The organism is Pseudomonas cannabina, assembly GCF_900100365.1.
Lineage (GTDB): Bacteria > Pseudomonadota > Gammaproteobacteria > Pseudomonadales > Pseudomonadaceae > Aquipseudomonas > Aquipseudomonas cannabina.
In genome coordinates, this window is the sequence record NZ_FNKU01000001.1 from 2,656,233 (window position 1) to 2,680,084 (window position 23,852).

The 23,852-nt window shown below is 57.7% G+C and carries 27 protein-coding genes and 2 pseudogenes; 10 read left to right on the forward strand and 19 right to left on the reverse strand.

What is annotated here, in order from left to right; translation table 11 throughout:
* Positions 1 to 4 precede the first annotated feature (4 nt).
* Positions 5 to 373, forward strand: a complete 369-nt coding sequence (locus BLT55_RS12310) for a c-type cytochrome (RefSeq protein WP_054998720.1) — start codon at positions 5 to 7, stop codon at positions 371 to 373.
* Positions 374 to 430: 57 nt separating this feature from the next.
* Here the strand turns inward: BLT55_RS12310 and BLT55_RS33460 are convergent, their stop codons facing one another.
* Positions 431 to 601: a DUF6021 family protein gene (locus BLT55_RS33460; protein WP_007252199.1), complete on the reverse strand. Its 171-nt coding sequence runs from the start codon at positions 599 to 601 to the stop codon at positions 431 to 433.
* A gap of 158 nt (positions 602 to 759) precedes the next feature.
* Here BLT55_RS33460 and BLT55_RS12320 point away from each other — a divergent pair, with 158 nt between their 5' ends.
* Positions 760 to 1,179: a DUF4124 domain-containing protein gene (locus tag BLT55_RS12320; protein WP_054998726.1), complete on the forward strand. Its 420-nt coding sequence runs from the start codon at positions 760 to 762 to the stop codon at positions 1,177 to 1,179.
* Between the two features lie 4 nt (positions 1,180 to 1,183).
* Here the strand turns inward: BLT55_RS12320 and BLT55_RS12325 are convergent, their stop codons facing one another.
* Complete coding sequence (locus tag BLT55_RS12325; RefSeq protein WP_007252197.1) at positions 1,184 to 1,510, reverse strand: EthD family reductase; 327 nt, start codon at positions 1,508 to 1,510, stop codon at positions 1,184 to 1,186.
* Positions 1,511 to 1,932: 422 nt separating this feature from the next.
* Between BLT55_RS12325 and BLT55_RS12330 the strand changes: the two genes are divergently transcribed.
* The 3 genes from BLT55_RS12330 (at position 1,933) to BLT55_RS12340 (ending at position 4,126) form a co-directional block, all read left to right on the forward strand.
* On the forward strand, positions 1,933 to 2,226 hold the full coding sequence (locus BLT55_RS12330) for a DUF6388 family protein (protein WP_007252196.1): 294 nt from the start codon (positions 1,933 to 1,935) through the stop codon (positions 2,224 to 2,226).
* Positions 2,227 to 2,339: 113 nt separating this feature from the next.
* A complete protein-coding gene (locus tag BLT55_RS12335) occupies positions 2,340 to 3,029 on the forward strand; it encodes a crotonase/enoyl-CoA hydratase family protein (protein WP_054998721.1) in 690 nt (229 codons plus the stop codon).
* A 125-nt stretch (positions 3,030 to 3,154) separates the two neighbouring features.
* Positions 3,155 to 4,126 carry a magnesium and cobalt transport protein CorA gene (locus BLT55_RS12340; protein ID WP_054998722.1) on the forward strand — a complete coding sequence of 324 codons (972 nt, stop codon included), beginning with the start codon at positions 3,155 to 3,157 and terminating at the stop codon, positions 4,124 to 4,126.
* A 54-nt stretch (positions 4,127 to 4,180) separates the two neighbouring features.
* Here BLT55_RS12340 and BLT55_RS12345 read toward each other — a convergent pair whose 3' ends face one another.
* Positions 4,181 to 4,909: an amidotransferase gene (locus BLT55_RS12345; RefSeq protein WP_007252193.1), complete on the reverse strand. Its 729-nt coding sequence runs from the start codon at positions 4,907 to 4,909 to the stop codon at positions 4,181 to 4,183.
* 615 nt (positions 4,910 to 5,524) lie between these two features.
* Here BLT55_RS12345 and BLT55_RS12355 point away from each other — a divergent pair.
* Entirely contained in the window at positions 5,525 to 5,896 is a 372-nt protein-coding gene (locus tag BLT55_RS12355) for a rhodanese-like domain-containing protein (RefSeq protein ID WP_007252191.1), read from the forward strand.
* Between the two features lie 68 nt (positions 5,897 to 5,964).
* Here the strand turns inward: BLT55_RS12355 and BLT55_RS12360 are convergent, their stop codons facing one another.
* From BLT55_RS12360 to BLT55_RS12395, 8 genes are all read right to left on the reverse strand, one after another.
* Positions 5,965 to 6,795, reverse strand: a complete 831-nt coding sequence (locus tag BLT55_RS12360) for a transglutaminase family protein (RefSeq protein ID WP_007252190.1) — start codon at positions 6,793 to 6,795, stop codon at positions 5,965 to 5,967.
* Positions 6,792 to 7,751: an alpha-E domain-containing protein gene (locus BLT55_RS12365; protein ID WP_007252189.1), complete on the reverse strand. Its 960-nt coding sequence runs from the start codon at positions 7,749 to 7,751 to the stop codon at positions 6,792 to 6,794. Before BLT55_RS12365 ends, BLT55_RS12360 begins: the two co-directional genes overlap by 4 nt.
* A gap of 12 nt (positions 7,752 to 7,763) precedes the next feature.
* Positions 7,764 to 9,173 (reverse strand): circularly permuted type 2 ATP-grasp protein, encoded by a 1,410-nt coding sequence (locus BLT55_RS12370; protein WP_007252188.1) that lies wholly within the window; start codon positions 9,171 to 9,173, stop codon positions 7,764 to 7,766.
* Positions 9,174 to 9,690: 517 nt separating this feature from the next.
* Positions 9,691 to 10,032, reverse strand: a complete 342-nt coding sequence (locus BLT55_RS12375; protein ID WP_005617305.1) for a ribonuclease E inhibitor RraB — start codon at positions 10,030 to 10,032, stop codon at positions 9,691 to 9,693.
* 246 nt (positions 10,033 to 10,278) lie between these two features.
* Positions 10,279 to 10,515 (reverse strand): hypothetical protein, encoded by a 237-nt coding sequence (locus tag BLT55_RS12380; protein ID WP_007252187.1) that lies wholly within the window; start codon positions 10,513 to 10,515, stop codon positions 10,279 to 10,281.
* A 196-nt stretch (positions 10,516 to 10,711) separates the two neighbouring features.
* Entirely contained in the window at positions 10,712 to 12,799 is a 2,088-nt protein-coding gene (locus BLT55_RS12385) for an LTA synthase family protein (RefSeq protein ID WP_054998723.1), read from the reverse strand.
* A gap of 262 nt (positions 12,800 to 13,061) precedes the next feature.
* Entirely contained in the window at positions 13,062 to 13,922 is an 861-nt protein-coding gene (gene speE / locus BLT55_RS12390) for a polyamine aminopropyltransferase (RefSeq protein WP_054998724.1), read from the reverse strand.
* 198 nt (positions 13,923 to 14,120) lie between these two features.
* Positions 14,121 to 14,312 carry a PLDc N-terminal domain-containing protein gene (locus tag BLT55_RS12395; protein WP_007252184.1) on the reverse strand — a complete coding sequence of 64 codons (192 nt, stop codon included), beginning with the start codon at positions 14,310 to 14,312 and terminating at the stop codon, positions 14,121 to 14,123.
* A 169-nt stretch (positions 14,313 to 14,481) separates the two neighbouring features.
* On the opposite strand from BLT55_RS12395, the gene BLT55_RS12400 reads away from it, so the two are divergent.
* Complete coding sequence (locus BLT55_RS12400) at positions 14,482 to 15,408, forward strand: ZIP family metal transporter (protein ID WP_007252183.1); 927 nt, start codon at positions 14,482 to 14,484, stop codon at positions 15,406 to 15,408.
* Here BLT55_RS12400 and BLT55_RS12405 read toward each other — a convergent pair.
* Both BLT55_RS12405 and BLT55_RS12410 read right to left on the reverse strand, forming a co-directional pair.
* A complete protein-coding gene (locus BLT55_RS12405) occupies positions 15,405 to 15,923 on the reverse strand; it encodes a hypothetical protein (RefSeq protein WP_007252182.1) in 519 nt (172 codons plus the stop codon). The two genes, BLT55_RS12400 and BLT55_RS12405, sit on opposite strands and share 4 nt — an antisense overlap.
* A gap of 106 nt (positions 15,924 to 16,029) precedes the next feature.
* Complete coding sequence (locus BLT55_RS12410; protein WP_054998725.1) at positions 16,030 to 16,575, reverse strand: ankyrin repeat domain-containing protein; 546 nt, start codon at positions 16,573 to 16,575, stop codon at positions 16,030 to 16,032.
* Positions 16,576 to 16,921: 346 nt separating this feature from the next.
* On the opposite strand from BLT55_RS12410, the gene BLT55_RS12420 reads away from it, so the two are divergent.
* The gene (locus BLT55_RS12420) at positions 16,922 to 17,200 is read left to right on the forward strand and encodes a DUF3509 domain-containing protein (protein ID WP_054085716.1); all 279 of its coding nucleotides are present in this window, start codon (positions 16,922 to 16,924) and stop codon (positions 17,198 to 17,200) included.
* A gap of 117 nt (positions 17,201 to 17,317) precedes the next feature.
* Here the strand turns inward: BLT55_RS12420 and BLT55_RS34410 are convergent.
* Positions 17,318 to 17,767 (reverse strand): annotated as a pseudogene (locus BLT55_RS34410) (response regulator transcription factor); the annotation flags it as partial.
* A gap of 86 nt (positions 17,768 to 17,853) precedes the next feature.
* Here BLT55_RS34410 and BLT55_RS12430 point away from each other — a divergent pair.
* Together BLT55_RS12430 and BLT55_RS12435 are read left to right on the forward strand one after the other, a co-directional pair.
* Positions 17,854 to 18,831 carry an IS5 family transposase gene (locus tag BLT55_RS12430; protein WP_007247761.1) on the forward strand — a complete coding sequence of 326 codons (978 nt, stop codon included), beginning with the start codon at positions 17,854 to 17,856 and terminating at the stop codon, positions 18,829 to 18,831.
* A gap of 206 nt (positions 18,832 to 19,037) precedes the next feature.
* Positions 19,038 to 20,141 (forward strand): IS5-like element ISPsy19 family transposase, encoded by a 1,104-nt coding sequence (locus BLT55_RS12435; RefSeq protein WP_004663854.1) that lies wholly within the window; start codon positions 19,038 to 19,040, stop codon positions 20,139 to 20,141.
* 14 nt (positions 20,142 to 20,155) lie between these two features.
* On the opposite strand, the pseudogene BLT55_RS12440 reads toward BLT55_RS12435, so the two are convergent.
* From BLT55_RS12440 to BLT55_RS12460, 5 genes and pseudogenes are all read right to left on the reverse strand, one after another.
* Positions 20,156 to 20,434, reverse strand: a pseudogene (locus BLT55_RS12440) (helix-turn-helix transcriptional regulator); the annotation flags it as partial.
* Positions 20,435 to 20,740: 306 nt separating this feature from the next.
* Complete coding sequence (gene mtnC, locus BLT55_RS12445; RefSeq protein WP_055000493.1) at positions 20,741 to 21,424, reverse strand: acireductone synthase; 684 nt, start codon at positions 21,422 to 21,424, stop codon at positions 20,741 to 20,743.
* Positions 21,425 to 21,440: 16 nt separating this feature from the next.
* A complete protein-coding gene (locus BLT55_RS12450; protein WP_054080222.1) occupies positions 21,441 to 21,986 on the reverse strand; it encodes a 1,2-dihydroxy-3-keto-5-methylthiopentene dioxygenase in 546 nt (181 codons plus the stop codon).
* 77 nt (positions 21,987 to 22,063) lie between these two features.
* Entirely contained in the window at positions 22,064 to 22,681 is a 618-nt protein-coding gene (locus BLT55_RS12455) for a methylthioribulose 1-phosphate dehydratase (protein WP_055000494.1), read from the reverse strand.
* Positions 22,678 to 23,841, reverse strand: a complete 1,164-nt coding sequence (locus BLT55_RS12460; protein ID WP_074800473.1) for an MFS transporter — start codon at positions 23,839 to 23,841, stop codon at positions 22,678 to 22,680. The genes BLT55_RS12455 and BLT55_RS12460 overlap by 4 nt, the downstream gene beginning before the upstream one ends.
* Positions 23,842 to 23,852: the final 11 nt, after the last annotated feature.

The following is a 23,852-nucleotide window of genomic DNA, read 5'->3' on the forward strand; positions in this document are numbered from 1 at the left end:
ATCAATGAAGAAGACCGCTTTATTCGCGCTGGTCATGGCGTTGCACGTTTCTGCCTATGGCTCTGGCGATGCAGAAGCCGGAAAAGCGGTTTTCACCCGCCTCTGTTCCGGCTGCCACAAGATCGGTCCCTCCGCGCGCCACGCATTCGGTCCGCAACTCAACGGTATCGTCGGTCAGAAAGCCGGGCAACAGGAAGGCTATGTCTATACCGACGCCATGAAAAACTCAGGACTGATCTGGAACCGCGAAGAGTTGCGCACCTACATCAAGGACCCAAGCGACGTCGTACCCGGCACCCGCATGAAACTGTGGTGGATGGGTAACGATGAGCGAATGGACGATCTGCTGGAATATCTGGATGCGAACAAGTAGCAAGGTTTAGCGAAGCGATGTAATTGCCCCCGGCGTATACCGGGGGCAATCGATCCGTTACTTTTTAGGCATGTACGGCGGGTAATCGTCCGTAGTGCCTTTTTCAGTGGCCTCAGTCTCTGCAGCCTCGGTTGGATCGACTTGAGGATCTTCTTTTTCCGGTGACTCTTCGTCGAACCCCAGATTATCCTTGGTCTCGTTTTTGCTGTCTGGCGTTGTGCCGGTCATATGCGCCTCCGTTTTTTAAACATTCAAAACCTGATAGTCAGAGCGCTGACCGCCATCGCCGTGCCATGCTACTGACGAACGGGCTTTTCAGGCGCAGCCGGATGATCTGGCAGCATTCGATGCTAACTGGTAGCCTTGCGCCATCCAGGGAGAGATTCATGAAAAGGCTTTCAGTTGCGGCGGCGTTGGCAACCATGCTCGTCGCCAGTGCGGCGCATGGTGAAATATTCAAATGCACTTCGCCCGACGGCAAAGTGAGCTTCGCTTCCATTCCATGCGACAGCAATTTCCAGAGCGCCCCGCAACGGCAAGGCCCGCCGCCGATTCTGCGTGAGGGAGAGCCGCTGGACTATGTCCACAAGACTAATCTCAAGGCCACCGAGTACCTGAAGGTCAGCAGTCGAGCTCATGTAACGGTGATCGAGACGGAACGCTACAAGGCTTATCAGCGCAACCGCCCGCCACCGCCCAGCGTTGCTTCTCAGTGCCGAAGCCCCGACTACAACAGCCAGTGTTTCGACCCATCGGGCGGGACGTCCTCAAGAAAGGACGTGGCTCGCCGTAACGCGGACCGGTAATCGGTTACGCGGTTCTTACCTCTTTACGTACTTCGCTGATCAGTATTTCCGGGATCAGATCGGTGTAGTTGATGATGTCGCCATTGATCTCTTTGGCGTGCGGCCCCATGCCAGCCTCGAAGGCTTCGATAGAGTCGCAATAGATGTGGCACATGGCGATATAGCGCGGATCGGAGCCGGGTGTAGCACCGCCAATGCCACGGTCGACGCTGTAGCCTTTGCAATGCTCGCCCATGAGTTTCTGCACCAATGGCAAATGCTTGTCACGGTAATAGTCGTGATCGAAACGAGCGCCCTCTTCATACCCATACAGCACGCTGACTTTAATCATGTGGATGTCCTCTCGAATGGATAACGTTAAATTTTCTGACACTCCAGGGTCTGTTCCCGTTTCATCGCGGCCGCGTCGGAGTCTGTTTTGCCGCGAGGCAAGGCAGGAGACACGAAGTCTGGTTGTTCCAAATGAGTGTCGAGTAACGCAGCCTCGCGGCAAAACAGGCCCGACCCTTCGGGTTGCGTGCCAAATCTCGCCATGCCTCGTTGCAGGACTTGAAAAGGGAACAACCATTCTCTGCGTCCTGCGCCTGGCCTGGCGAGATTTGGCCCAGCAACGCGGCTCGCGATGAAACGGGAACAGACCCTGGCGATTATCCTGTTCAGGTGCTGACATCAATCCTCTGCTCCCTCACAATCACGCGCTCGCTCTAGGCCGCGCTGTGACGCACGGCCTCCATCAAGTTTGAGGAACCCGCTATGAACGCACTGGAGTGGAATGAAGCCGCGCTGGCGAAGTACCTCGCGACGCATCCGACCCTGAAAGATGAAATCAGCAGCCTGAGCCCGAAAGAACAGAAGCAGCAGCTGCAATGGGCTTTTGAGGACGAGGCAGAAGGCCAAGGCATCGAGCCGTGGGAGCTGGCGCTGGAACTGATCGCCGAGTCACCCGAGCAACTCAAGAGCATGCGCCTGGAAGCGCATCGCCAGGTGGCCGAGGCCTTGGGAATGGAGTGGGAAGAATATTGCGGGTTCAACGATATCCAGCCGTGAACGAGACGCTTGCCAAAAGCGAATCGGACATTCGCAAATGACTGCTCAGTCAGCGCTTTACCTGATCCTTGCGGGTGAGTAACGTTTGCCTACTTCAATAAAGGAATCACGTCATGAGTGATCTGGTCTCATACCATCTGGACGACGGCGTTGCCACGCTGACCCTGAACAACGGCAAGGTCAATGCCATTTCCCCGGACGTGATTGTCGCGTTCAACGCTGCACTGGATCAGGCTGAAAAAGACCGGGCCATCGTTATTCTGACCGGTCAGCCGGGCATCCTCTCGGGCGGCTACGACCTCAAGGTCATGACGTCGAGCGCCGATGCCGCGATCAACCTGGTGGCACAGGGCTCGACGCTGGCGCGACGCATGCTGTCGCACCCCTTCCCGATCATTGTCGCCTGCTCCGGCCACGCTGTTGCCAAAGGTGCTTTTCTGCTGCTGTCGGCGGATTACCGGATCGGTGTCGCCGGCCCGTTCAGCATCGGCCTGAACGAAGTGCAGATCGGTATGACCATGCACCACGCCGGTATCGAGCTGGCCCGTGACCGGTTGCGCAAATCGGCATTCAACCGCTCGGTCATCAACGCCGAGATGTTCGATCCCGAAGCGGCGATGGCGGCAGGCTTTCTGGACAAGGTGGTCAGCGTCGAAGAGCTGCAGAGCGCTGCGTTGGCAGTCGCCGCGCAGCTCAAGAAGATCAACATGAACGCCCACAAGAAAACCAAGCTCAAGGTTAGAAAGGCACTGCTCGACACGCTGGATGCGGCGATCGAAGAAGATCGACAGCACATGCTTTGACGCTCACCCGAAGCCCGCCGATGCGGGCTTTCGTTCATCAGCGAACTCATCCGCATTTGATCAATCTGATCAGCTACCGCGCATGATCATTTGCGCCACTGACATATTGAAGAAGCGATAGCGCCATGGGTCGAGTTGTTGCAGCAGCCGTTTACAGCAAAGGCAAAAAAGTCCGGGACATCACCCTTGATGAAGGCGCTGCCTGGGCCGCCAAACCTGAGCACTTCGTCTGGATCGGGCTGGAGCAGCCGAGTGCCGAGGAGCTGACCAGCCTGAAAGAGCAGTTCAATCTGCATGAGCTGGCACTCGAAGATGCCATGGAAGTGCACAGTCGCCCGAAGCTGGAAACCTTCGGTGATGCACTGTTTATCGTGACGTACGCGCCGGTACGCGACAACGGCAAGTTGCTGTTCATCGAAACTCACATCTTTGCGGGCAAGGGCTACGTCATCACGTCGCGCAACGGGCATTCCAAGTCCTTCGGGCTGGTGCGCCAACGTTGCGAAGCCAGACCGTTGCTGCTGGAGCATGGCGAAGACTTCGTGCTGTACGCCCTGCTGGATTTCGTCACCGAAAACTATCAGCCCGTCACCGAAGCCATTCACACCGAGCTGGAGCTGCTGGAACAGAGCGTGATCGGCGGTTCCTTGCGCGAGTCCGACATTCAGCACATCCACGCCCTGCGTCGCGATCTGTTGCGCATGCGTCGCTACGTGGCGCCCATGGTGGAAGTCGGTGAGGAACTGCAGCGACTGAGCTTTCCGTTCATCGACAAGAACATGCGGCCGTACTTTCGTGACGTCGAGATCCACGTCAAGCGGCAGATGGAAGACCTCGGCAACCTCTGTGATATCGCCAGCCAGACCATCGAGATCGGCCTGCTGCTGGAGTCATCACGCCAGAGCATCGTGCAGCGCAAGTTTGCCGGCTGGGCAGCGATTCTGGCTTTTCCGACGGCAATTGCCGGGATCTACGGCATGAACTTCGAAAACATGCCCGAACTCACCTGGCACTACGGCTACTTCATCGTGCTCGGCGTGATCTTCGGTGGCTGCGGCACACTGTTTGCCAGCTTCAAACGCTCGGGCTGGCTGTAACGCGGCGCGCGGATAACCGCACACACGTTCTGACCAACAAGGAGGACAGGCCCGTCAGACAGCCTGCTCCTCCGGCCGATGTGCCACGAAACGCATCATCCACTCGGCGACCGTGGCCCCATGGTGATCATGATCGAGGCTGGCAACGCCCTGACGGTAAATCTGCTCGCCCAGTGCTTCCTGACGCAAATCCAGCAAGCTGCGGGAAAATTCGTGAATGAATTCCGGATGACCCTGGAAGCACAGCACTTGATGGTTGATGTGATAAGCGGCGAACGGGCAAAACTCGCTGGAGGCAATGACCGTGGCGTTCTCGGGCAATGCAGTGACTTGATCCTGATGGCTGATCAACAGCGTCAGCGTGTCCATCCTTGGGGTCATCCACGGCGTGGCGGTCGCCAGTTGATAATGATGAATGCCCACACCCCACCCCTGCGCGGCACGCTCGGTCTTGCCGCCCAGCAGCAATGCCAGCAACTGATGGCCAAAGCAGATACCCAACAGCTTTTCGCCACGCTGATAGAGCTCGAGCAAGTAGCCCTTCAAGGTTTGAATCCACGGATCGGTGCCGAACGAGTCAGCCTTGCTGCCGGTCACCAGGTACGCGTCAAACCGCTCGCCCTCAGGCGGGTAGCTGCCCTGCACTACGTTGTAGACCGACAGTTCGGCCGCGATCGGCTGGCGCGCGAAGAGCAATTCGAACATCCGCCCGTAACCCTGATACTGCTCGACCAGTTCCGGACGCAGGTTATCGGTTTCCAGAATACAGATGCGTAAAGACATAAATGAGGACCCGAAACGGTGATGAGGTAAAGACACCGCGAAGCCTGCCTTGAAGGCCCGACCAAATCAAGCGAGGCCGGGCGTAAAGACAGGTTGCGCGAGCCATGTAAGACGAATCTGACTCGGACGAACGGTACAGAACAGTTCATTTCGCAAGAAGCGTCTAGTAAAGGCCTGTTACCCGAAGCATAGACAGATTAATAACCAGGTGTTCAGAAAAACAAGATTTAAAGTCTGAACGGTTCTATGGCGTAAGGCACGCCAGCTCTATGTTTATATCTGTAACAGAGAGTACTGCAGAAACCATTCAGCGCTCGGGGCAGCGGTCAGATGACCGAGCCCGCCTGTTCAAGCATCACGCGTGTCATCAGTCGCTCGCTCGCCATCTATTTGCAACATTTGGCGGGTTAAAGTCGTTCAGGCATAACAACAAAAGGCAGACAGCCATGCTCAAGTTCAAACACTCGAAAGTACGTCAGGCAGGACTCATCCTGTTCACCACCACGCTGTTATTGATCGTGCCAAACCTTAACCGGTTGTTTGGCTGATTCGACCCGCTTTCGTCGCGTGCACAACTGTGCCACTCTTTCCACTCGAACGAAGGGAGACGGGCTTATGCGCCGATGGATAGCGTTATGTGCACTCGCCGGCAGCTTCGCTGCGCAGGCGGGCGTTGTTGATCAGGCGGCGGCGGTGGCAGCCTTGAAGGAAGGCAAGCTGGCGATGGACGTGCGCAGCCAAAGCGACTACGAAGCCGGTACCGTGCTGAATGCAGTGCGGGTGGATGAAGTGCGGTTAGTCAATCAGATGAAGCAAGTGCTGAACGACCGCAACGCGGTGTTCGTCATCTTCAGCAGCGATAACAACAAGGCCAACAGGGCGCAGGACAAACTGATGGCAGCGGGTTACTTCAGCGTTATCAATGGTGGCAACTACGAAGAGTTGCACAACGCCCTGTACGATACCTCCGATGACCCTGCGGAATAAGCCAGGCCCGTAGCGATTGCCTGCAGCGGTGCGCAGATTGTTTCAAAGCAATCCGCGCATCATCCGCCTTACTGATGCTGACTCTGCACCTGAACTCTGGACTTCACTTTTGGTGTGCCGGTCATGGGCGACACCACGACCTTGGCGTGCATCTGTTCCGAGCCACCGCCACGACGCATACCGCGCACCGGACAGGCATCCAGATAATCCAGCCCGACAGCCAGTTTCAGATGCCGCTCGGGAATCGCCAATTGGTTAGTCACGTCAAAGCTGTACCAGGCGTTATCGATCCACGCCTCGGCCCAGGCATGGCTGGACAGATGCTCGCTGTCTTCACTGCACAGATAACCGGACACATAACGCGCCGGCACACCAAGGCTGCGGGCACACGCCAGAAATGCATGAGTGTGGTCCTGACAGACGCCTGAACGCCCGGCAAATGCCTGCGCCGCACAGGTATCGACTTCCGTCGCACCCTGGGTGTACGTCATGTGCTGATTCAGCGCCTGCATCAGATCGATCAGTGCAGTGCGGTCGTTGCGCTTGCGACACTCCTTGACCGCAAAGCTGCGAATCGCTTCGTCCGGCTCGGTCAGGCGCGTCACGCGCAGGAACGGCAGTGCCGACTGGCTTTCATGCTCGGCTTCGCAGGTTTCGTCGATCTCGACCTGCCCGCGTGCGCCGATAATGATTTCTTCGTGCGGCTCTTCCAGACTCAGCACGTGCAGGATATTTCCGAACGGATCGACCTGCGCCCGCACCGAGCGCGGCAGCGTCAACTGCCAACTGAGCACTTGCTGGCGCTCGCTGTCACGGGGAGTCAGGCGCAGGTACTGGATACTCGAACGCACCTGATCATCATAGTGATAGGTGGTCTCGTGGCTTATAGAGAGTCTCATGCAGCCTCCAGGTACGAAATGTGGATGGCATCACCCAACTGGGCCAGCATCGGGATGAATTCGTTCAACCACTCATGCAGGCCTTCATCGAGGATTTCGTCGATACTGGTGTAGCGCAGTCGCGCGTCCATTTCCGCCGCCATGCGCTGCGCCGGACGACCGTTGATGCCGGGCAGGCTGGCGAGAATGACATCCATCTCTTCCAGGCAGGCGCGCAACGAGCGCGGTATGTCGGCACGCAGCAGCAAAAGCTCGGCCACCTGACGGGCGCCGGGGGCGTCCCGATAGACTTCGGTGTAAGCCTCGAACGACGACAGTGCGCGCAACAACGCGCTCCACTGGTAGTAACCGGCGGCCGAGCTGTCCGCTGCAGCATTCGCCTGCGGCCCGCGCAACTCGAGCATTTCATAACGGGCATCGAGCATGCGCATGGTGTTATCGGCGCGTTCGATGAAGGTCCCCAGACGGATGAAACGGAAGGCATCGTTGCGCATGATGGTGCCGTAAGTGGCACCGCGGAACAGGTGCGACCGCTCCTTGACCCACTCGCAGAAGCGGCTCATGCCGTAACGCGTCAGACCTTGCTGAGCAATGCCGCGAATTTCCAGCCACGTGGAGTTGATGTTCTCCCACATGTCCGCAGTAATCCGGCCACGCACCGCGTGCGCACTGGCCCTGGCCGCACCCAGGCAACTGTAGATGCTCGCCGGGTTGCTGGCATCCAGAGCGAAGAAATGCAGCATGCGCTCGGCATGCAAGTCACCGTGGCGCTCGACGTAGGTTTCCAGGGTTCCGGTGATCAACAGCGGCATGGCTATTTCATCCAGCCCGTCGCCACGCCCGTCCTGGGGCATCAACGACAGCGAATAGCTCACGTCCAGCATTCGGGCGAGGTTCTCCGCTCGCTCCAGGTAACGCGACATCCAGAAAAGATCCGAGGCAGTTCTACTTAACATTGGCAGGCATCCTTAATCCTCGACCACCCAGGTGTCTTTGGTACCGCCACCCTGAGATGAATTTACGACCAGCGAACCTTCGCGCAACGCAACACGCGTCAGGCCGCCAGGCACGACGCGGGTTTCGCGACCAGCCAGAACAAAAGGACGCAGATCGATGTGTCGCGGGGCGATACCGTTCTCGACAAAGGTCGGACAGGTCGACAGGCATAACGTGGGCTGGGCGATGTAGGCATGCGGCTTGGCCTTGAGACGTGCGCGGAAGGCTTCGATCTCGGCAGCCGTCGCTGCGGGGCCGACCAGCATGCCGTAACCGCCGGAGCCCTGGGTTTCCTTGACGACCAGATCGCCCAGGTTGGCCAGCACATGGGACAGCTCTTCCGGCTTGCGACACTGCCAGGTCGGCACGTTCTTGAGAATCGGCTCTTCGTCCAGATAGAAACGAATCATGTCGGTGACATACGGGTAAACCGACTTGTCGTCCGCCACGCCGGTGCCGATGGCATTGGCCAGCACCACATTACCGGAACGGTACGCGGAAAGCAGACCGGGCACACCCAGCATCGAATCGGGATTGAACGCCAGCGGATCGAGAAACGCATCGTCCAGACGACGGTAGATCACATCGACCGCTTTCGGGCCGTCAGTGGTGCGCATGAACACGCGATCATCCCGGACAAACAGATCGGCACCTTCCACCAGTTCGACACCCATCTCGCGAGCCAGAAACGCATGCTCGAAAAAGGCGCTGTTGAAACGCCCCGGTGTCAGCACCACAACGCTGGGGTTATCCAGATGGCTGGAGCTCTTGAGCGTGTCGAGCAGCAGGTTCGGGTAATGATCGATCGGCGCGATGCGTTGCGCGGCGAACAGCTCGGGAAACAGGCGCATCATCATCTTGCGGTCTTCGAGCATATAGCTCACTCCGCTCGGCGTGCGCAGGTTGTCCTCGAGCACGTAATACGTGCCATCGCCGTCGCGTACCAGATCGACGCCGGAAATGTGCGAGTACAGATCGCGATGCAGGTTCAGACCTTGCATCGCGATCTGATATTGCTCGTTGGCCAGCACCTGTTCGGCGGGAATGATCCCGGCTTTGATGATGCGCTGATCGTGGTACAGATCGGCCAGAAACATATTCAGCGCCTTGACGCGCTGAATGCAGCCGCGCTCTACAACCCGCCACTCACTCGCGGGAATACTGCGCGGAATGGTATCGAACGGGATAAGCCGTTCGGTCCCTTGTTCGTCACCGTAGAGCGTGAACGTGATCCCGGCGCGATGAAACAGCAAATCGGCTTCACGCCTGCGTTGAGCCAGCAGCTCAGGTGGCGTATCGCCCAACCAACGGGCGAACTCCCGATAATGCGGGCGAACAACACCGCCAGCATCGTACATCTCGTCATAAAAGGTGCGGATCATGCCGTACTCCTTGTCACCGTGGACACCAAGACCATCGCAAGGCCCGTGCCACCGACATAAACGCATTGATATCAAGGGCTTGCATAAAAAACCGACTTTCTCTGCACCATTCCTGTGCATTAAACGCCCAAGCCAATTCGCCTACGCCTCATTCAGATGCGTCATTCAACCTTGAAATCTATGATCAGCATAGCGAGAGTTGATTTCCCGACGCGATATTAGTTCGCCACAATCGCCAGCAACCGAGCAAACACGGCACCCAGCGCCACATTTGCCCCGCCTTTTTATTTGCGACCCGCAGCGATGCTGACAGGCGACGCTGCAAACAGACTTCCCTTTGTGCCACTCGTTTGAGTGGCTTTTTTTTGCTCATACGCCGGGTTTGAAACGCTGTGTTGTGACGAAAAAGCCCCGATTCGTGCATTCGACCGCCTTTGAAACAAAACCGGCCCGATCAGGACGTCATCCTGGTCAGGCCGATCAGTGCGCAGCGTTGAAACTGTTCAAATAGCGCGTATCACGCGTGCAGTCTTCTGATCTCCTGAGTGACACCCCAACCTTCGACTTCTCCGTCCATGGGCGAGATCACCATCTGAAAGTCCTGCTCGAAGTCACCGATGCCATCGTAGGTCGCATACATCACCTTGCTCAGTTGCAAGTGCCAGGCACCGTCATCACGTACGTTTATCTGGGTGTTGAGGGATTCACCGCGAAATTGCTCTGCGGCCTGCCGTGCCCGTTCCTCGTCCGGGAAAATGGCATAGAACTCGATGGGATAGATTCGCGCAAAATCAAAACCGCCTTCTTTCATGCGGCGCAGCACATTGCTGCTGATGTCCTCTTGATAGGCTGTGCTCATGAAACGTCCTCCTATACAACGATAGATAGAGTTTCAACTCTTCCAGCGCGACCACCAGAGGGGCAGTCGCCGCACGACAGATAATCCGGCGTGGGGAATCAAGCATGTAGCTGACCAGGCAGGGCTTGCGCGCAGGCCCGGTATCGAGATGTCAGAGGCCATCTGAAATGGCCTCATCTGCAGATTAGCCCTATCACGGACCGTATGCCAAGTGGTTGGCACGAAAAGGTTTTTAATCGGTGAGGATCAGCTCGTTTCTGTGATGGAAATGATCTCCACACTGTTATGGTCCTTGAGCGTCTTCACGGTAGGCTCTTCGGTGCGCCCTTCAAGATCATTGAGATCCAGCTCATCGGTCATCGGATAGAGATCCTTGCGCAGGAGCTGCGCAACTTCTTCCTCGCTGGGACGCTGTTCAAAAGCGGCCACATGGCGCTGCTGCACTCCATCCTTGTCCAGATACAAAATGGCCCACTGTTTCATCAATGCCTCCAGAACGAAGCCAGGCACTCTGGCTTATGGGATAAGGACCTTTTTACCAGCGCATTCGTTCCGCCGGATCAGCGCTGCACAATAGCTGATAACGGCAGCTGATAACGGCCAGAACAAAAGGCCCTTGCAGTAAATGCCAAGGACCTTCTTCATTGCATGACTGGCCGCTTCGGCGAATCAGTCGTCGTCAGTTGCGGTTCTTGCTGGCCTCGACACCGGCCGTGTTGTCCAGAAGGCTCTTGGTCGCCGTCTGCAGGAAGCTTTCCAGCCGCAGCTTGAGCGCCTGCATGTCCGGCGAATCAGACACTTCTTCGGCATGCGGGTTGGCGCCAAGGGTGTAAGTCATCAGCTTGGCCGGCATTTCCGTCGGTTCGATCAGAATGCGGTTGCCGCTGACAATCGCCACGATCTGCTCGCTGCCCGATGGCTTGATCACGCCAAAGCCTTTGTCGCCTTCCGGCAGGTTCAGCAGATCACGGCCCCAGCACTGGTTGCGGTTCACGCCACCGAGACGCCCCATGATGGTCGGCACCACGTCTACCTGAGTACCGACGGTGCTACTGCGTTGACCAAACTTCTCCTGCACGCCAGGACCGATCAGCAACAGCGGCACGTTGAAGCGCCCCAGGTCCATTTCGGTCAGCTGTTTGTTATTGCCGAAGCCGTGGTCACCCAATACCACGAACAGGGTGTTCTTGAAGTACGGCTCTTTTTTGGCCTTCTCGAAGAACTGGCCCAGCGCCCAGTCGGCGTAACGCATGGCGGTCAAATGCTCGTCCAGCGAACCGTGCCCGGTGACGCGCTCGACCGGCAACGGGTCCGGCAGCGCGTAAGGCGTGTGGTTCGACAGAGTCTGCAACAGCGCATAGAACGGCTTGCCGTCCTGACGCGCTTTGAGTTCCTGCGCGCCACGGTCGAACATGTCCTGATCGGACACACCCCAGGTCGGATCGGAGAACACCGGATTGACGAAGTCCTCGCGGCCAACGAAGTTGGTCATGCCCTGGTTGCTGAAGAAGCCCGACTGGTTGTCCCAGGCAAAGTTGCCGTTGTAGACATAAACGTCGTCGTAATTGCGCCCGGTGCTCAGCAACTGCGGCAGGCCGGAAAGCTTGTGTGCACCCTCTGGCGTCTGCATCAGGTACTCGAAGCCCGGCAGGTTCGGGAAGCACGCCATGGTGGCGAACATGCCCTGGTGAGTGTGAGTACCGTTGGAGAAGAAGTGATCGAACAACAGCCCTTCTTTGGACAGCTTGTCGAAGTACGGTGTGATGTTGGCATCGCTGCCCAGCGCCCCGACCGAATGACCGGCGAAGCTTTCCATCAGGATCACGACGACGTTACGGATCGGCAGCGTGTTTTCAGCGGGAGGCGTGAAGTCACGACGCACCGCAGCAATGTCAGGCTCGACCAGCTTGTCATGCGGGGTCAACAGCATGTCACGCACGGTCTGCTGCGCTTCGGCCTGCGGCAGCGTGGCTTTCCAGATATTGTCACGCTGCTCGGACATACGGCTTTTTGCCGCAGTGATCAGGGTCAGCGTACCGTTGAGGCCCAACTGATTGGCGAAGTTCGAGTCAGTGGTGTACGCGTCGCCCCAACGCAGCGGTGGACCCTGACGCAAGGTGCCGCGAATGCACACCACCATGACCAGCAATACAACGACGAAAACCCCCGCACGCATGTACCACGGTGCAGCCGGGCTGAGCGTATGAGTGCCCGTAGCGGCGGCATGACGTGGACGCGTCAGGCGGTCGATGCCCTTGAACACCAGGCTCAGCAGCCAGGTCACCGCGGCCCATGCCAACAGGTAACGCACCACCGGAAAGCCGTACCACAACATGCTCAGCACGGTTTTCGGGTCTTCTTTCACGTACTGGAACACCAGACCGTTCAGGCGCTGGTGGAATTCGCGATAGAAGTCCATCTCCATCAGGCCGAGGAACAGCGTGATGCTGCCGACCAGGGTCAGCCAGAAGCGGAAGAACCCGCGTGCCGCCATGGCCCGCGCACTGAACAGCGACAGCACCAGTGGAATCAGCAGGTACATCGTCAGGCGCAGGTCGAAACGCATGCCATTGAACAGCGCTTCAATGAACGTCGAGGCTGGCGTATCGCCAATCATCTCGCGGTTATAGACCAGCAGACCGATACGCAACAGGGTGTACATCACCATCAAGGCGAAACCGCTGAGCAGGATGTACGCGAGGTGCGATTTGACAGTCGGGTTGTGCAGGCGGGCTTGCCGATGAATCTGGGCGTCCGTTTTGGCCATGGTTGTCAGGATCCGGTGGATTCAGGGGTAGGTTCGGTGTGCAGCACCACCCTCCTCTGGGGAGCGGCGGCGTGCGGCAGGGCGCAGATATTACTTGATTGCGGGTGACCTGGGGCCAGGTCAGCCCATGAAGGCGCATGCCTGTTCAGTTTCGCGCGCAATTGTGCGCCAAAACGTGTGAAATTTCTGTCGCGAGCGCCCTTCTACAGCAGCTGTCCGGGGACGCGCAGACACGCGGGCCTGCGACGTCGCGCCGGTGCTGTCAGTCGTTGCTGGCTTTGCTCACAGCCTTGAGCACGTACTGTGGCAATGCGAACGAACCGATATGGACTTCAGGGTTGTAATAGCGCGTAACAATACCGCTGCCCGAAAAACGCTGGCGCAGGGTTTCCAGTGGCAGCTTGCGATAGCTTTTGTCGGTCGCGCCCCAGGCGAAGGTCATCGCACCGCCAATATAGGTCGGGATGGCCGCCTGATAGAAATGCCAGTCGGCAAACAGACCATTCATGCGCCCGGCAGTGGTCTGTACACCGCTCAGTTGCATGAAAGGCGTACCGTTCTGGGTGACCAGAATGCCGCCTTCGTTCAGGCAGCGATGGCAGGCCTGATAGAAGTTTTCCGAGAACAGGACTTCACCCGGTCCGATGGGATCGGTGGAGTCGGAGATGATCACGTCGAACTTTTCTTCGGTGGTTGCCACGAAGCGCATGCCATCGTCGATGACCAGATTCAGACGCGAATCTTCGAAAGCCCCGCTGGAGTGATCGGGCAGAAACTCTTTGCACATTTCGACCACCGTTGCGTCGATCTCGACCATGGTGATGTGCTCGACAGTCAGGTGCTTGGCGACCTCGCGCAGCATGCCGCCGTCGCCACCGCCGATGATCAGCACGCGCTTGGCTGCCCCGTGCGCCAGGATCGGCACGTGAGTGAGCATCTCGTGGTAGATGAATTCATCCGCTTCGGTGGTCTGGATAACGCCGTCCAGCGCCATGACGCGCCCCATGCGCGGGTTCTGGAAAATCACCAGATGCTGGTGGTCGGTGCGGACTTCGTGCAGCATTTTTTCGATACGAAAGCGCTGGCCGTAGCCTTCGTACAACGTTTCCTGATAATCGCTCATGGGTAAGCTCCCGCTGGGTACTGATGACAGGACGGCCGACCGCCCACAACAAAGACGCGCATTCTACGTCGAGGAAGATGACAGGTCGAACCTCTCTGCAACCTGAGCCGTTCGCACGCTTTGAAAAGGCTTGGGCCCGGAAACGAAAAACGCCTGACTACATAGGTAATCAGGCGTTATTGTCGAGCTTCAGAAATCTCAGATACGCACGTTGCCGCGCGGCCCCAGAATCGCCCAGATGATCAGACCCAGCACCGGCAACAGCACAATCAACAACACCCAGAGAATTTTCTTCCCGGTCTCGGCGTTGCTTTTCAAGACATTGATAATGGCCCAGATATCGAGCGCCAGAATAATCAGACCGACCAGGCCATTGAATGACGAACCCATGGTGTTGCCTCTTAGTGAATGCTTACCTTCCTAGGATAGTCGCACCGTTCGGGGGTTCCATTGAACCAACCGTATATTCTCGGGCTCCGAAGCGGGAGGCGATTTTTTGTGTCGCCTGCCCCGCGCTCAGCCATCAGTCCAGCCATTGAAAAGAAAGGTACGTCGCCGTATGTCATCACCTGCACAGCCCGGAACGTCACGAGGGACCTGGCTCTCCCACTTCCAGACCAGCCCGCTGGTCAGCCTGGGGTTCGCGATCGCTATTCTGTCGGTCGTGGGTCTGGGTGGCGTCAGCCTGTATAACGCGTTCTACAGCACCAATCAGGTCAACTTCAATCATGCCCTGCTGGGCGGGATCGCAGGCTTTATGGCTACTGCGCTCGGGGCGGTCCTTGCAGTGGCCTTGCGCGATGTGTCGCAACGCGCTCAGGACATCATGCTCGGTTTTGCCGCCGGGATGATGCTGGCTGCCAGCTCGTTCTCGCTGATTCTGCCAGGGCTGGAAGCTGCCAGAGAGATCACCGGCAGCGGCCCGTTCGCGGCGGCGACGGTAGTGACCGGCCTGGGGCTTGGCGTGCTGCTGATGCTGGGGCTGGACAGGTTCACCCCGCATGAGCATGAGAGTGTCGGCCGTCAGGGGCCGCATTCGGAACGCATCAACCGGGTCTGGCTGTTCGTGCTGGCAATCACGCTGCACAATCTGCCCGAAGGCATGGCCATCGGTGTCAGCTTCGCCAGCGGCGACCTGAATGTCGGCCTGCCGTTGACCACGGCCATTGCGATTCAGGACATTCCGGAAGGCCTGGCCATTGCGCTGGCCCTGCGCGCCACTGGGCTGTCGGCCTTCAAAGCGATGCTGGTCGCGATTGGTTCAGGCCTCATGGAACCGCTGGGGGCACTCGTAGGGCTGGGCATTTCCAGCGGGTTTGCAATTGCCTACCCGGTGAGCATGGGCCTGGCCGCTGGCGCGATGATTTTTGTCGTGTCCCATGAAGTCATCCCGGAAACCCATCGCAACGGCCATCAGACCTCGGCAACGCTAGGGCTGATGGGCGGCTTTGCGGTGATGATGTTTCTCGACACTGCGCTGGGCTAGCCGCGCAACGCTTGCAGCGACGGTGCGGCGTGAATGCCCGCCGCCGCAGCGAGCTCAAGCACGCGCGCCTGGTCACGGCCATAGACCAGCACAGCTTGCAGTTCGTCATCCAGTGGCTGGCTGAAATCCATCAGGACGTAACCGCCCAGGTCCTTGCTCATGCTGCTCAGCTGAATCTGAATGCGATTGAGCGCAACCAGCGGTTCGACCTTGGCCAGTTGCTTCGATTTGATGTTGAACGTCACGTCCTTGCCGAATGACTGAACGATCTGTTCGAACAGATCCATGTAGCTGTCCGCCTGAAACAGCACGGTGTCCGGAAGACTGCCGACCACGACCCACTCGCCCAGCGAGATAGGGAAGCTGTCGTCGTAATTGATATCGGGGTTCGCCGCCAGAAAAGCCTGCGGGTCGGCATAAGCCTGAGCGGCCTCATCGGCGATACGTGCGATCTCGTCATCCGCCATACAACCGGAACTGACTTTGCTGATTAATTCGACCAGTGAGTCTTTCATGGGGGACGATCCTGCTAGCGGGCAAAAAAAGAGGCGCGAAGGATAACGGTAAATCCTTCGCGCCTCTATCTATGTCTGGACCGGATGTCCTGCGGTAACGCTGGTCTCAGGCCCTTGCCGCCTGCACGCCCAGCTTGGTCAATTGCTCGGCGGTAATGGTCGCCCCCATCGCCTGCGCGGCGCCCAGCGCGGTAATGCCCTTGGCATCACTGACATGCGGGTCAGCGCCCTTGCTGATCAGATAGTCGACGATCTCACTGCGGTTGAACATGGCCGCCATCATCAACGCCGTGCGGCCGTCGGCAGCAGCGGCTTCTACATTGGCACCCGCTTCAACCAGCAATTTGACAACCGCCAGATCGCCTTTGAACGCCGCACCGGCAATCGGGCTTTGGCCATTGTCATTGCGAATTTCCGGATCGGCACCGTGACTGAGCAGCACCCGGACCGCATCCTGATGGCTGTGATAGCTGGCCAGCATCAGCAAGGTATCGCCCTTGTGATTGCGCAAATCCGCAGGCAGACCTTTTTCAAGAAGGCGCTCCAGCATGGTGGCGTTGCCCTGGCGAGCCACATCGAAGACCTGCTCGGCAAACTCTGCGGCCTCTTCCTCAGTCATGGTCTTCGCTTGGCGGGTATCTGAATCGGTCATCGATCACTCCTTGGCACACGGTCAGCCGGGAATCCAATGCTCCCGGTAGCGGTAACACAATGACCACAAGTCTCGCCCGCTGTTCGATCAACCTTTCTGATCGACGTCAGCCCGGTGAGAACGACTGAAAGTGCTTCAGTACGCTGTTATGCCCGATCGTTATCAGCTCAGAACCCGCAAAATGCAGTGTGCACGACAGGCGTTCATGCAAAATGCACGAACCCCGAAAAATTAAAATATTATAAGCCATTGTTTTTAAAGGGATTAATGTCAGTGCAAATACTGGCACAGACACTGCACTACTACTAGCAAGCTTGTTATCCCATGAGCAATGGAGCCGCTAGACATGACTTTTATTCAAGAAAAATTCGCTTCCGTATTTTCCGATTACACCGTGACCACTCAGCCTCGCCCGGATGGCGGTGTTCTGGTGTCGCTGCGTAATGACGAGGGCAAACAGATCCGTCGCTCCGTGTCTTATGCGCAACTGCACACGCCGGTCCAACTGGAATGGGTTATCAGCGCAATTCGCCGTGACCTCGCGGCACAAGCCAGCGAGCTGCCAGCCATTTCGATGCTGCAAAGCCAGCACCGCTTCGATCTGCCGACTTACCATACACGCTGATTCGTTTGACTCGCTGCTCCTTTTGGAGCGGCGATCCGTTGTACGCTCTCATCCCTTGTTTGCCGCGATTACTCACTGTTTTCGCGGCTTTTTTATGCTAGCTCGGTGCGCTGCGAACTACCGGATCAGCCCGCGACACAAGGCCTCACCGACCGCCTGAGCCCTGTTAGCAACGCCCAGTTTGGCGTAAATGGCCTTAAAATGATATTTGACCGTGGCTTCTGAAATGTCACGGATCACCGAGATTTCCCAGGCGGTTTTTCCGTCTCTGGCCCACTGCAACGTTTCCAGCTCTCGATGAGTCAAGCCGCGAGAACAGAACTTCAGCCCTCTCGCCACACTGTGCATGACCGGCATCAGACTGCTGACCAGATACTTTTGTTCAGCGTTGATCGGCTTTTCCAATTCTGCCAGGGTACAGACCGACGTCACGCTCTCCGTGCCGCGGCAATGACTGGTGTACCCATAGGAAATGGCCGGCAACAACTCACTGGCCTCGACCGCTTTGTCATAGCAGGCAGACAAAGGGTACAGGCGAAATGCATCCTGCCAGTTCATGAACCCTAGGGAGGCGCTGCAAAAATAGCCAACTGTCCCCACCCTTGGCACACTAAGTTCCTTCAACAGCCTCCCTCTCCGTGAGCGTTACGCGCGTGCAGAAGACCTTCTCCGAACTCGAATATACCGGCAAGAAAAAGCAGACTCGCCGAGATCGCTTCCTGGCTGACCTTGAACAGTTGGTGCCCTGGGCCCTGCTGGAGGCGCAAGTGGCGCCGTTTTATAGCAACACCGCAGGCAAGCGCGGACGCCCTGCGATAGGGGTGTCGCGCATGTTGCGCATGTACGTCGTGCAGCAGTGTTTCGGTTTCTCCGATGAAGGTTGCGAAGATGCCGTCTACGACAGCCAGGCCATCCGCGGTTTTATGGGTATCGACCTGGGTCGCGAGTCTGCACCGGATGCCACCACCTTGCTGCGTTTTCGCCGCTTGCTGGAAGTCCATCAGCTAACCCGGCTGCTGTTTGAAACGATTAACCAGCATCTGGCCAGCCGGGGGCTGCTGCTCAAGGAAGGCACTATCGTCGACGCTACTCTGATCGCCGCGCCGCCCTCGGTCAAGAACCGAGAAGGCAAGCGTGATCCTGAGATGCATCAGGCCAGGAAAGGCAATCAATGGCACTTTGGGATGAAGGCCCACATTGGTGTAGACGCCACGTCGGGGCTGGTGCACAGCGTAGTAGGGACGGCCGCTAACGTGGCGGATGTCACCCAGGTTGGCCAGTTGCTTCACGGTGACGAAACCTATGTTTCGGGTGACGCTGGATACACCGGTGCGGCCAAGCGACCGGAGCATGCTGAACGGGACGTTATCTGGTCGATTGCAGAACGGCCAAGCAGTTACAAGCAGCACGGCGAAGGCAGCGTGCTGTATCGGGTCAAGCGCAAAATTGAATATGCCAAGGCGCAACTGCGTGCCAAGGTCGAGCACCCCTTCCAGGTAATCAAGGTGCGCTTCAATCATCGCAAGGTTCGCTACCGTGGGCTGGAAAAGAATACAGCGCAGTTGTTCAGTTTGTTTGGGTTGGCCAATCTGATGCTGGCCAAGCGGTATTTACAACAGACGGCAGGATAAATCCATCTGAAAGGCGGGACTGGCCCGCCTTTCAGCAAAATGAGGGCAGAAATCTGCTCGAGAAACGTAAAATAAGGCCGGCAGGTTGAAAAAAACCGGCTTGGAAATGGGGACGGTGCGAACGGGTTAATTGTTCAGCGTCTCCCTAGAGGGTGTAGACAAAATAAATTAAACTTTCACTCCCTTGTCTGAATAGCCCTCAAGCCATGCCTAAAACCGGACGTCCTCGCTCGATTGCCGCCGAGCACTATCCCGTGCTGGTGAAACTCGCTCATGCACAGCCCTATTCCAGCCAGGCCGAATTGGCGCTCGTATTCTTCGCCGAAACCGGTATCACTGCGCATCCCGACACCTTTGCAAAAGCGTTGAAAATGGCAGGGATTACGCGTGTAAAGCAGCGGGCCAAGGGAAGTTTTCAGTCACCTGAACCTAATAAAGCCTATGGCTACAATGAAACCCACCGCCGCCAACTGCCGGAGCAGCTATATCCGAGTTGCTTGACAGATACCGAGTGGGCACTGGTCGCCGACCTGTTTGAAAGCCAGGGCGGACGAGGAGTGCCACCGCTTCACTCTCGGCGCACGTTGCTGGAAGCCTGTTGCTATGTCGTACGCACGGGGTGCTCATGGCGAATGCTACCCCGCGATTTTCCTCATTGGGACAATGTCTACAAAACGTTCCGCCGGTGGAGCGCTCAAGGCAAGTTCGAGCAAATGCATGATCGCTTGCGAGCTCAATGGCGTGAGCGGGAAGAACGCGCTGACAGCCCGTCAGCAGCGATCCTGGATTCACAGTCGACCCGCAGTTCTCCTCAAGGCGGTGACAGCGGCTACGACGCAGGCAAAAAAGTGAAGGGGCGTAAACGAAGTCTGATTGTCGATACATTGGGCCTGCTGCTGGCTGTCAGTATCAGTGCTGCAAGCGTGCAGGATCGTGACGCGGCGGATGATGCGGTGGCGTACTCGAAGGAAAAATATCCGTCACTGAGCACGCTTTTTGTTGATAGTGCGTACGCAGGAAAATGGGCACAGCGCACCCATCAACTGCACGCTATCGATGTTCAAGTGATCCGTGGCCCGAATAACAGAAGAACAGGGCAATGGCACTCTGAACAAGGCGATCTATTTTCCGTGGAGCCTGTTCAGACTGGATTTGTGGTCATGCCCAAGCGATGGGTAGTGGAGCGAACTCATGCCTGGAATGAGAGAGCTCGGCGACTGATCATGCATCATGATCGCCTTTTTGCGGTAAGCGAGGCATGGGTTTGGTTGGCCGAGGCTCGAATACTCGCGCGCCGACTCACTACATGATTTTGTCTACACCCTCCTAGGTGGTTGCGGTAGTACCGAATGACCGGGTCCTGAGTGATCAGTTCATGATGCCGATAGGCTTTGCCCCAAATGTCGTCGACATTCGAAGTGATGAACGTCAGCAGCAACGGCCCTTTGAATTGATAGAACATCGCCCGCTCGCAATCACACTCACGCCTCAGCCATTCAAGGGCGTTTTCGACTGCTGTTTGCCCGTCGAGTTCGGTAATCGTATTGACCATCTGTTGTATCAATAGATCTTTCGTTGCGCTCTCTGCCATTGCACTGCCCATGACCACCGCTCCTGTGCGCCCCGGAATAGGCGCAAGTGTGGCCCCGGGGACAATTGCGAAGAACTTACACGATTAATCGCGTAGAAAAACGGCAGCCAAAACAAACAGAAACAGAGCACTTTTAAACGGGCAGCATCCCACTGGAAAGCAGGACGCTGCTTACAGCAAATGGCTTGCAGCCTGTGAACCAGGATGCATGCAGGGCTGTAGATCAATGACGCGGAGGGTCTCGGAATGCAGGCCAACGCGAGCGCTGGCACGAGCGTCGGCTGGATTCAGAATGAGCGCCCAGCCAGGGAACAGACTCTAGAAAGCAGCAGGATCGATAAACGCAAAGCTGGCCACGTTTTCATGACCTGCCAGTGCGCCACCGTCACGCGTCAGGCCACAGGTTGCCATCCCGGCAGCCTGCGCGGCATCCAGCTCTTCGACGATATCCGACAAAAACAGAATGTCCTGCGCGGCGAAACCGGTCGCGGCTGCAATCGTCCGATAGGACTGCGCCTCACGCTTGGGGCCCGAGGTGGTATCGAAGTAGCCGCTGAACAGGCCGGAAAGATCGCCCGCCTCGGAACAGCCGAAAATCAGTTGCTGGGCCTGAATCGAGCCTGACGAGTAAACGTAAAGTTTATAACCGTCCTGATGCCAGCGTTTGAGCGCCTCAACGGCGTCCGGATAAACATGGCCCTTAAGCAGCCCGGCGTTATAGCCCTGCTCCCAGACCATGCCCTGCAAGGCCTTGAGCGGCGTCGCCTTGCGGTCTTCGGCAATCCACTCCAGCAGAATCGCAATGACCCGCTCGACATCGGCGCCAGGCTCGCCGCTTTGTTCGCGAACGGCGTGCAGTTGTGTGGCCACCGCGGGCTGGTCGACCTGCTGACGAACGAAGTCCGGCAGATGCTTTCGGGCAAACGGAAACAGCACCTCGAAAACGAAGCTCACTGTGCTGGTCGTGCCTTCGATATCCGTGAGAATGGCTTTGATGGGCATCAGAATCGGGCTCCTGTCAGTCTTCCAGCCGAGGGAAACGGCCAGCAATGTCTTCACCGGTAAAATTAGCCACCCAACCCTCAGGGTTGTTGAACAGGCGAATGGCGACGAAATGCGGATTTTCACCCATGTCGAACCAGTGCCGGGTCCCGGCGGGTACAGAGATCAGGTCGTTCTTTTCGCACAGCACGGCGTATACATAGTCGTCGATGTGCAGCGTGAACAGCCCGCGCCCGGCGACGAAGAAGCGCACCTCGTCCTCGGCGTGTCGATGTTCTTCGAGGAACTTCGCGCGCAATTCGGCTTTCTGCGGGTGATCGCTGTTGAGGCTGATGACGTCGACAGTGACATAACCGCGCTCGGTCATCAGCCTGTCGATTTGCGTGCGATAGGCGTTGATGACCTCTTCCTGACTGGCACCCGGCGTGATCGGCGTGGCGGCCTCCCAGCGGTCGAACGCAACGCCGTGCTCGGCCAGCGTCGAGGCGATGTCTTCTAGGTGGGTCAGCACCTTGTTGGGAATATCAGGGCTTGAAACGTGATAGACGGACAGGCTGCTCATGGCATGAATCCTCGGTTTGGGGCAACGCCTTCCGGCTTTTACAGGCCGGTCAGGCATACACGCTGTTTAGTGCTGAGTCATTGACGGTTCATCACCGTGCGCATTTTCAATTCGCATTCGAACAGGAACTCGAACGCTTCGATCTGTCGTAATGCGTCGCTCATTTTCGCCCCCCAGGTGTAGAGACCGTGGCCGCGAATCAGGTAACCGGCGCAGTCGGGGTGAGCGTCCAGCCAAGGCTGCACCTTCGCGGCCAGACGGGCAATGTCCTGATCATTGTCGAAAATCGGCACGACCACGCGCGATTCATGGGTTGTCACGCCCTGAAAGGCTTTTTGCAGCTCGTAGTCTGCGAACACCAGATGATCGACAGCGGTCAGCCGCGACAGCACGGTCGCATTCACCGAATGCGTGTGCAGCACCGCGCCAACCTGTGGCCTGCAGCGATACAACTGGGTGTGCAGCAGGGTTTCTGCGGACGGCTTTTTGCCCGGTTCCAGGCTGTTGCCCGCCAGATCGGTGGCCAGCACGTCGTCGACGCCCAATTGCCCTTTGTGTTTGCCGGACACGGTCAACAGCGCTTCGCTGGCAGACAGGCGCACCGAGTAGTTGCTGCTGGTGGCAGGCGACCAGCCACGGCCGTACAGGAAGCGCCCGGCTTCGATGATTTCCAGGCTCAGTTGTTCGCGGCTCATACACCTTCCTCTTTCTTGGCTGTAACAATCATGACGGCTGCTGCGAGGGCGGCAAGGCTGGCGATGGCAAACGTCCAGGCCGGCCCCAGCACGCTCCAGCTGTAACCGGAATACAACGCACCCACCGTACCGCCCACGCCAGACAACGCTGCATATAGCGCCTGCCCCTGACCTTGCTGTCGCGGGCCGAAGCTACGTTGCACGAAATGGATGGCAGCCGCGTGAAAGCTGCCGAATGTTGCAGCATGCATCAACTGGACAATCAGCAGCACACCCAGATAATCGGCGAACATGCCCAGCAGCAACCAGCGCAGCGCAGCGAGCAAAAAACTGGTGAGCAGCACCAGACGCACGGAGAAACGCTGCAAAATGCGGCTCATCAGCATGAACATCAGCACTTCAGCCACCACCCCGACGGCCCATAGCATGCCGATCAGACCACGGCTGTAGCCCAGCGCTTCGAGGTGCAGGGTCAGAAAGGTGTAATACGGGCCATGGCTGAGCACCATCAGCGCCACGCTGATGTAGAACGCCAGCACGCCGGGTCGGGTCAGTTGCCTGAGAAAACCACCCGCCTCTGCCTCCTGTGGCGAGACCAGCGGCCGGGCATTGGGCAGCCACCAGCTGCTGACGGCGATAAAGAGCATGACGGCCAGCAGAATGTACGGAAACAGGTCGAGACTGAAACGTTCGAAGACGCGCCCCAGCACCACCACTGCCAGAATGAAACCGATCGAACCCCACAACCGGATCTGGCTGTAGCGCGAGGTCTGCCCGCGCAAATGCGCCAGGGTGATGACTTCGAACTGCGGCAGGATGGCGTGCCAGAAGAACGCATACAGCGCCATGACCATCGCCAGCCAGGTATAGCTTTTGTCGATCAGCACCAGCGAAAACGCCAGCAACGTGCAAATCGAGCCGAAGCGCACGATGGTCAGCCGTCGTCCGGTGTAATCACCCAGCCAGCCCCAGATATTCGGCGCAATGCAGCGCATCAGCATCGGGATCGCGATCAGTTCGCCAATGCGCGCGCTGGAAAAACCCAAGTGGTGGAGGTACAGCGCCATGAAGGGCGCGGCCGCGCCAAGCAATGCGAAATAACACACGTAGAAGCCGGACAGCCGCCAGTAAGGAAGCTGCCTGTCGGGAAGTGCCGTCACGCTAGCGAACC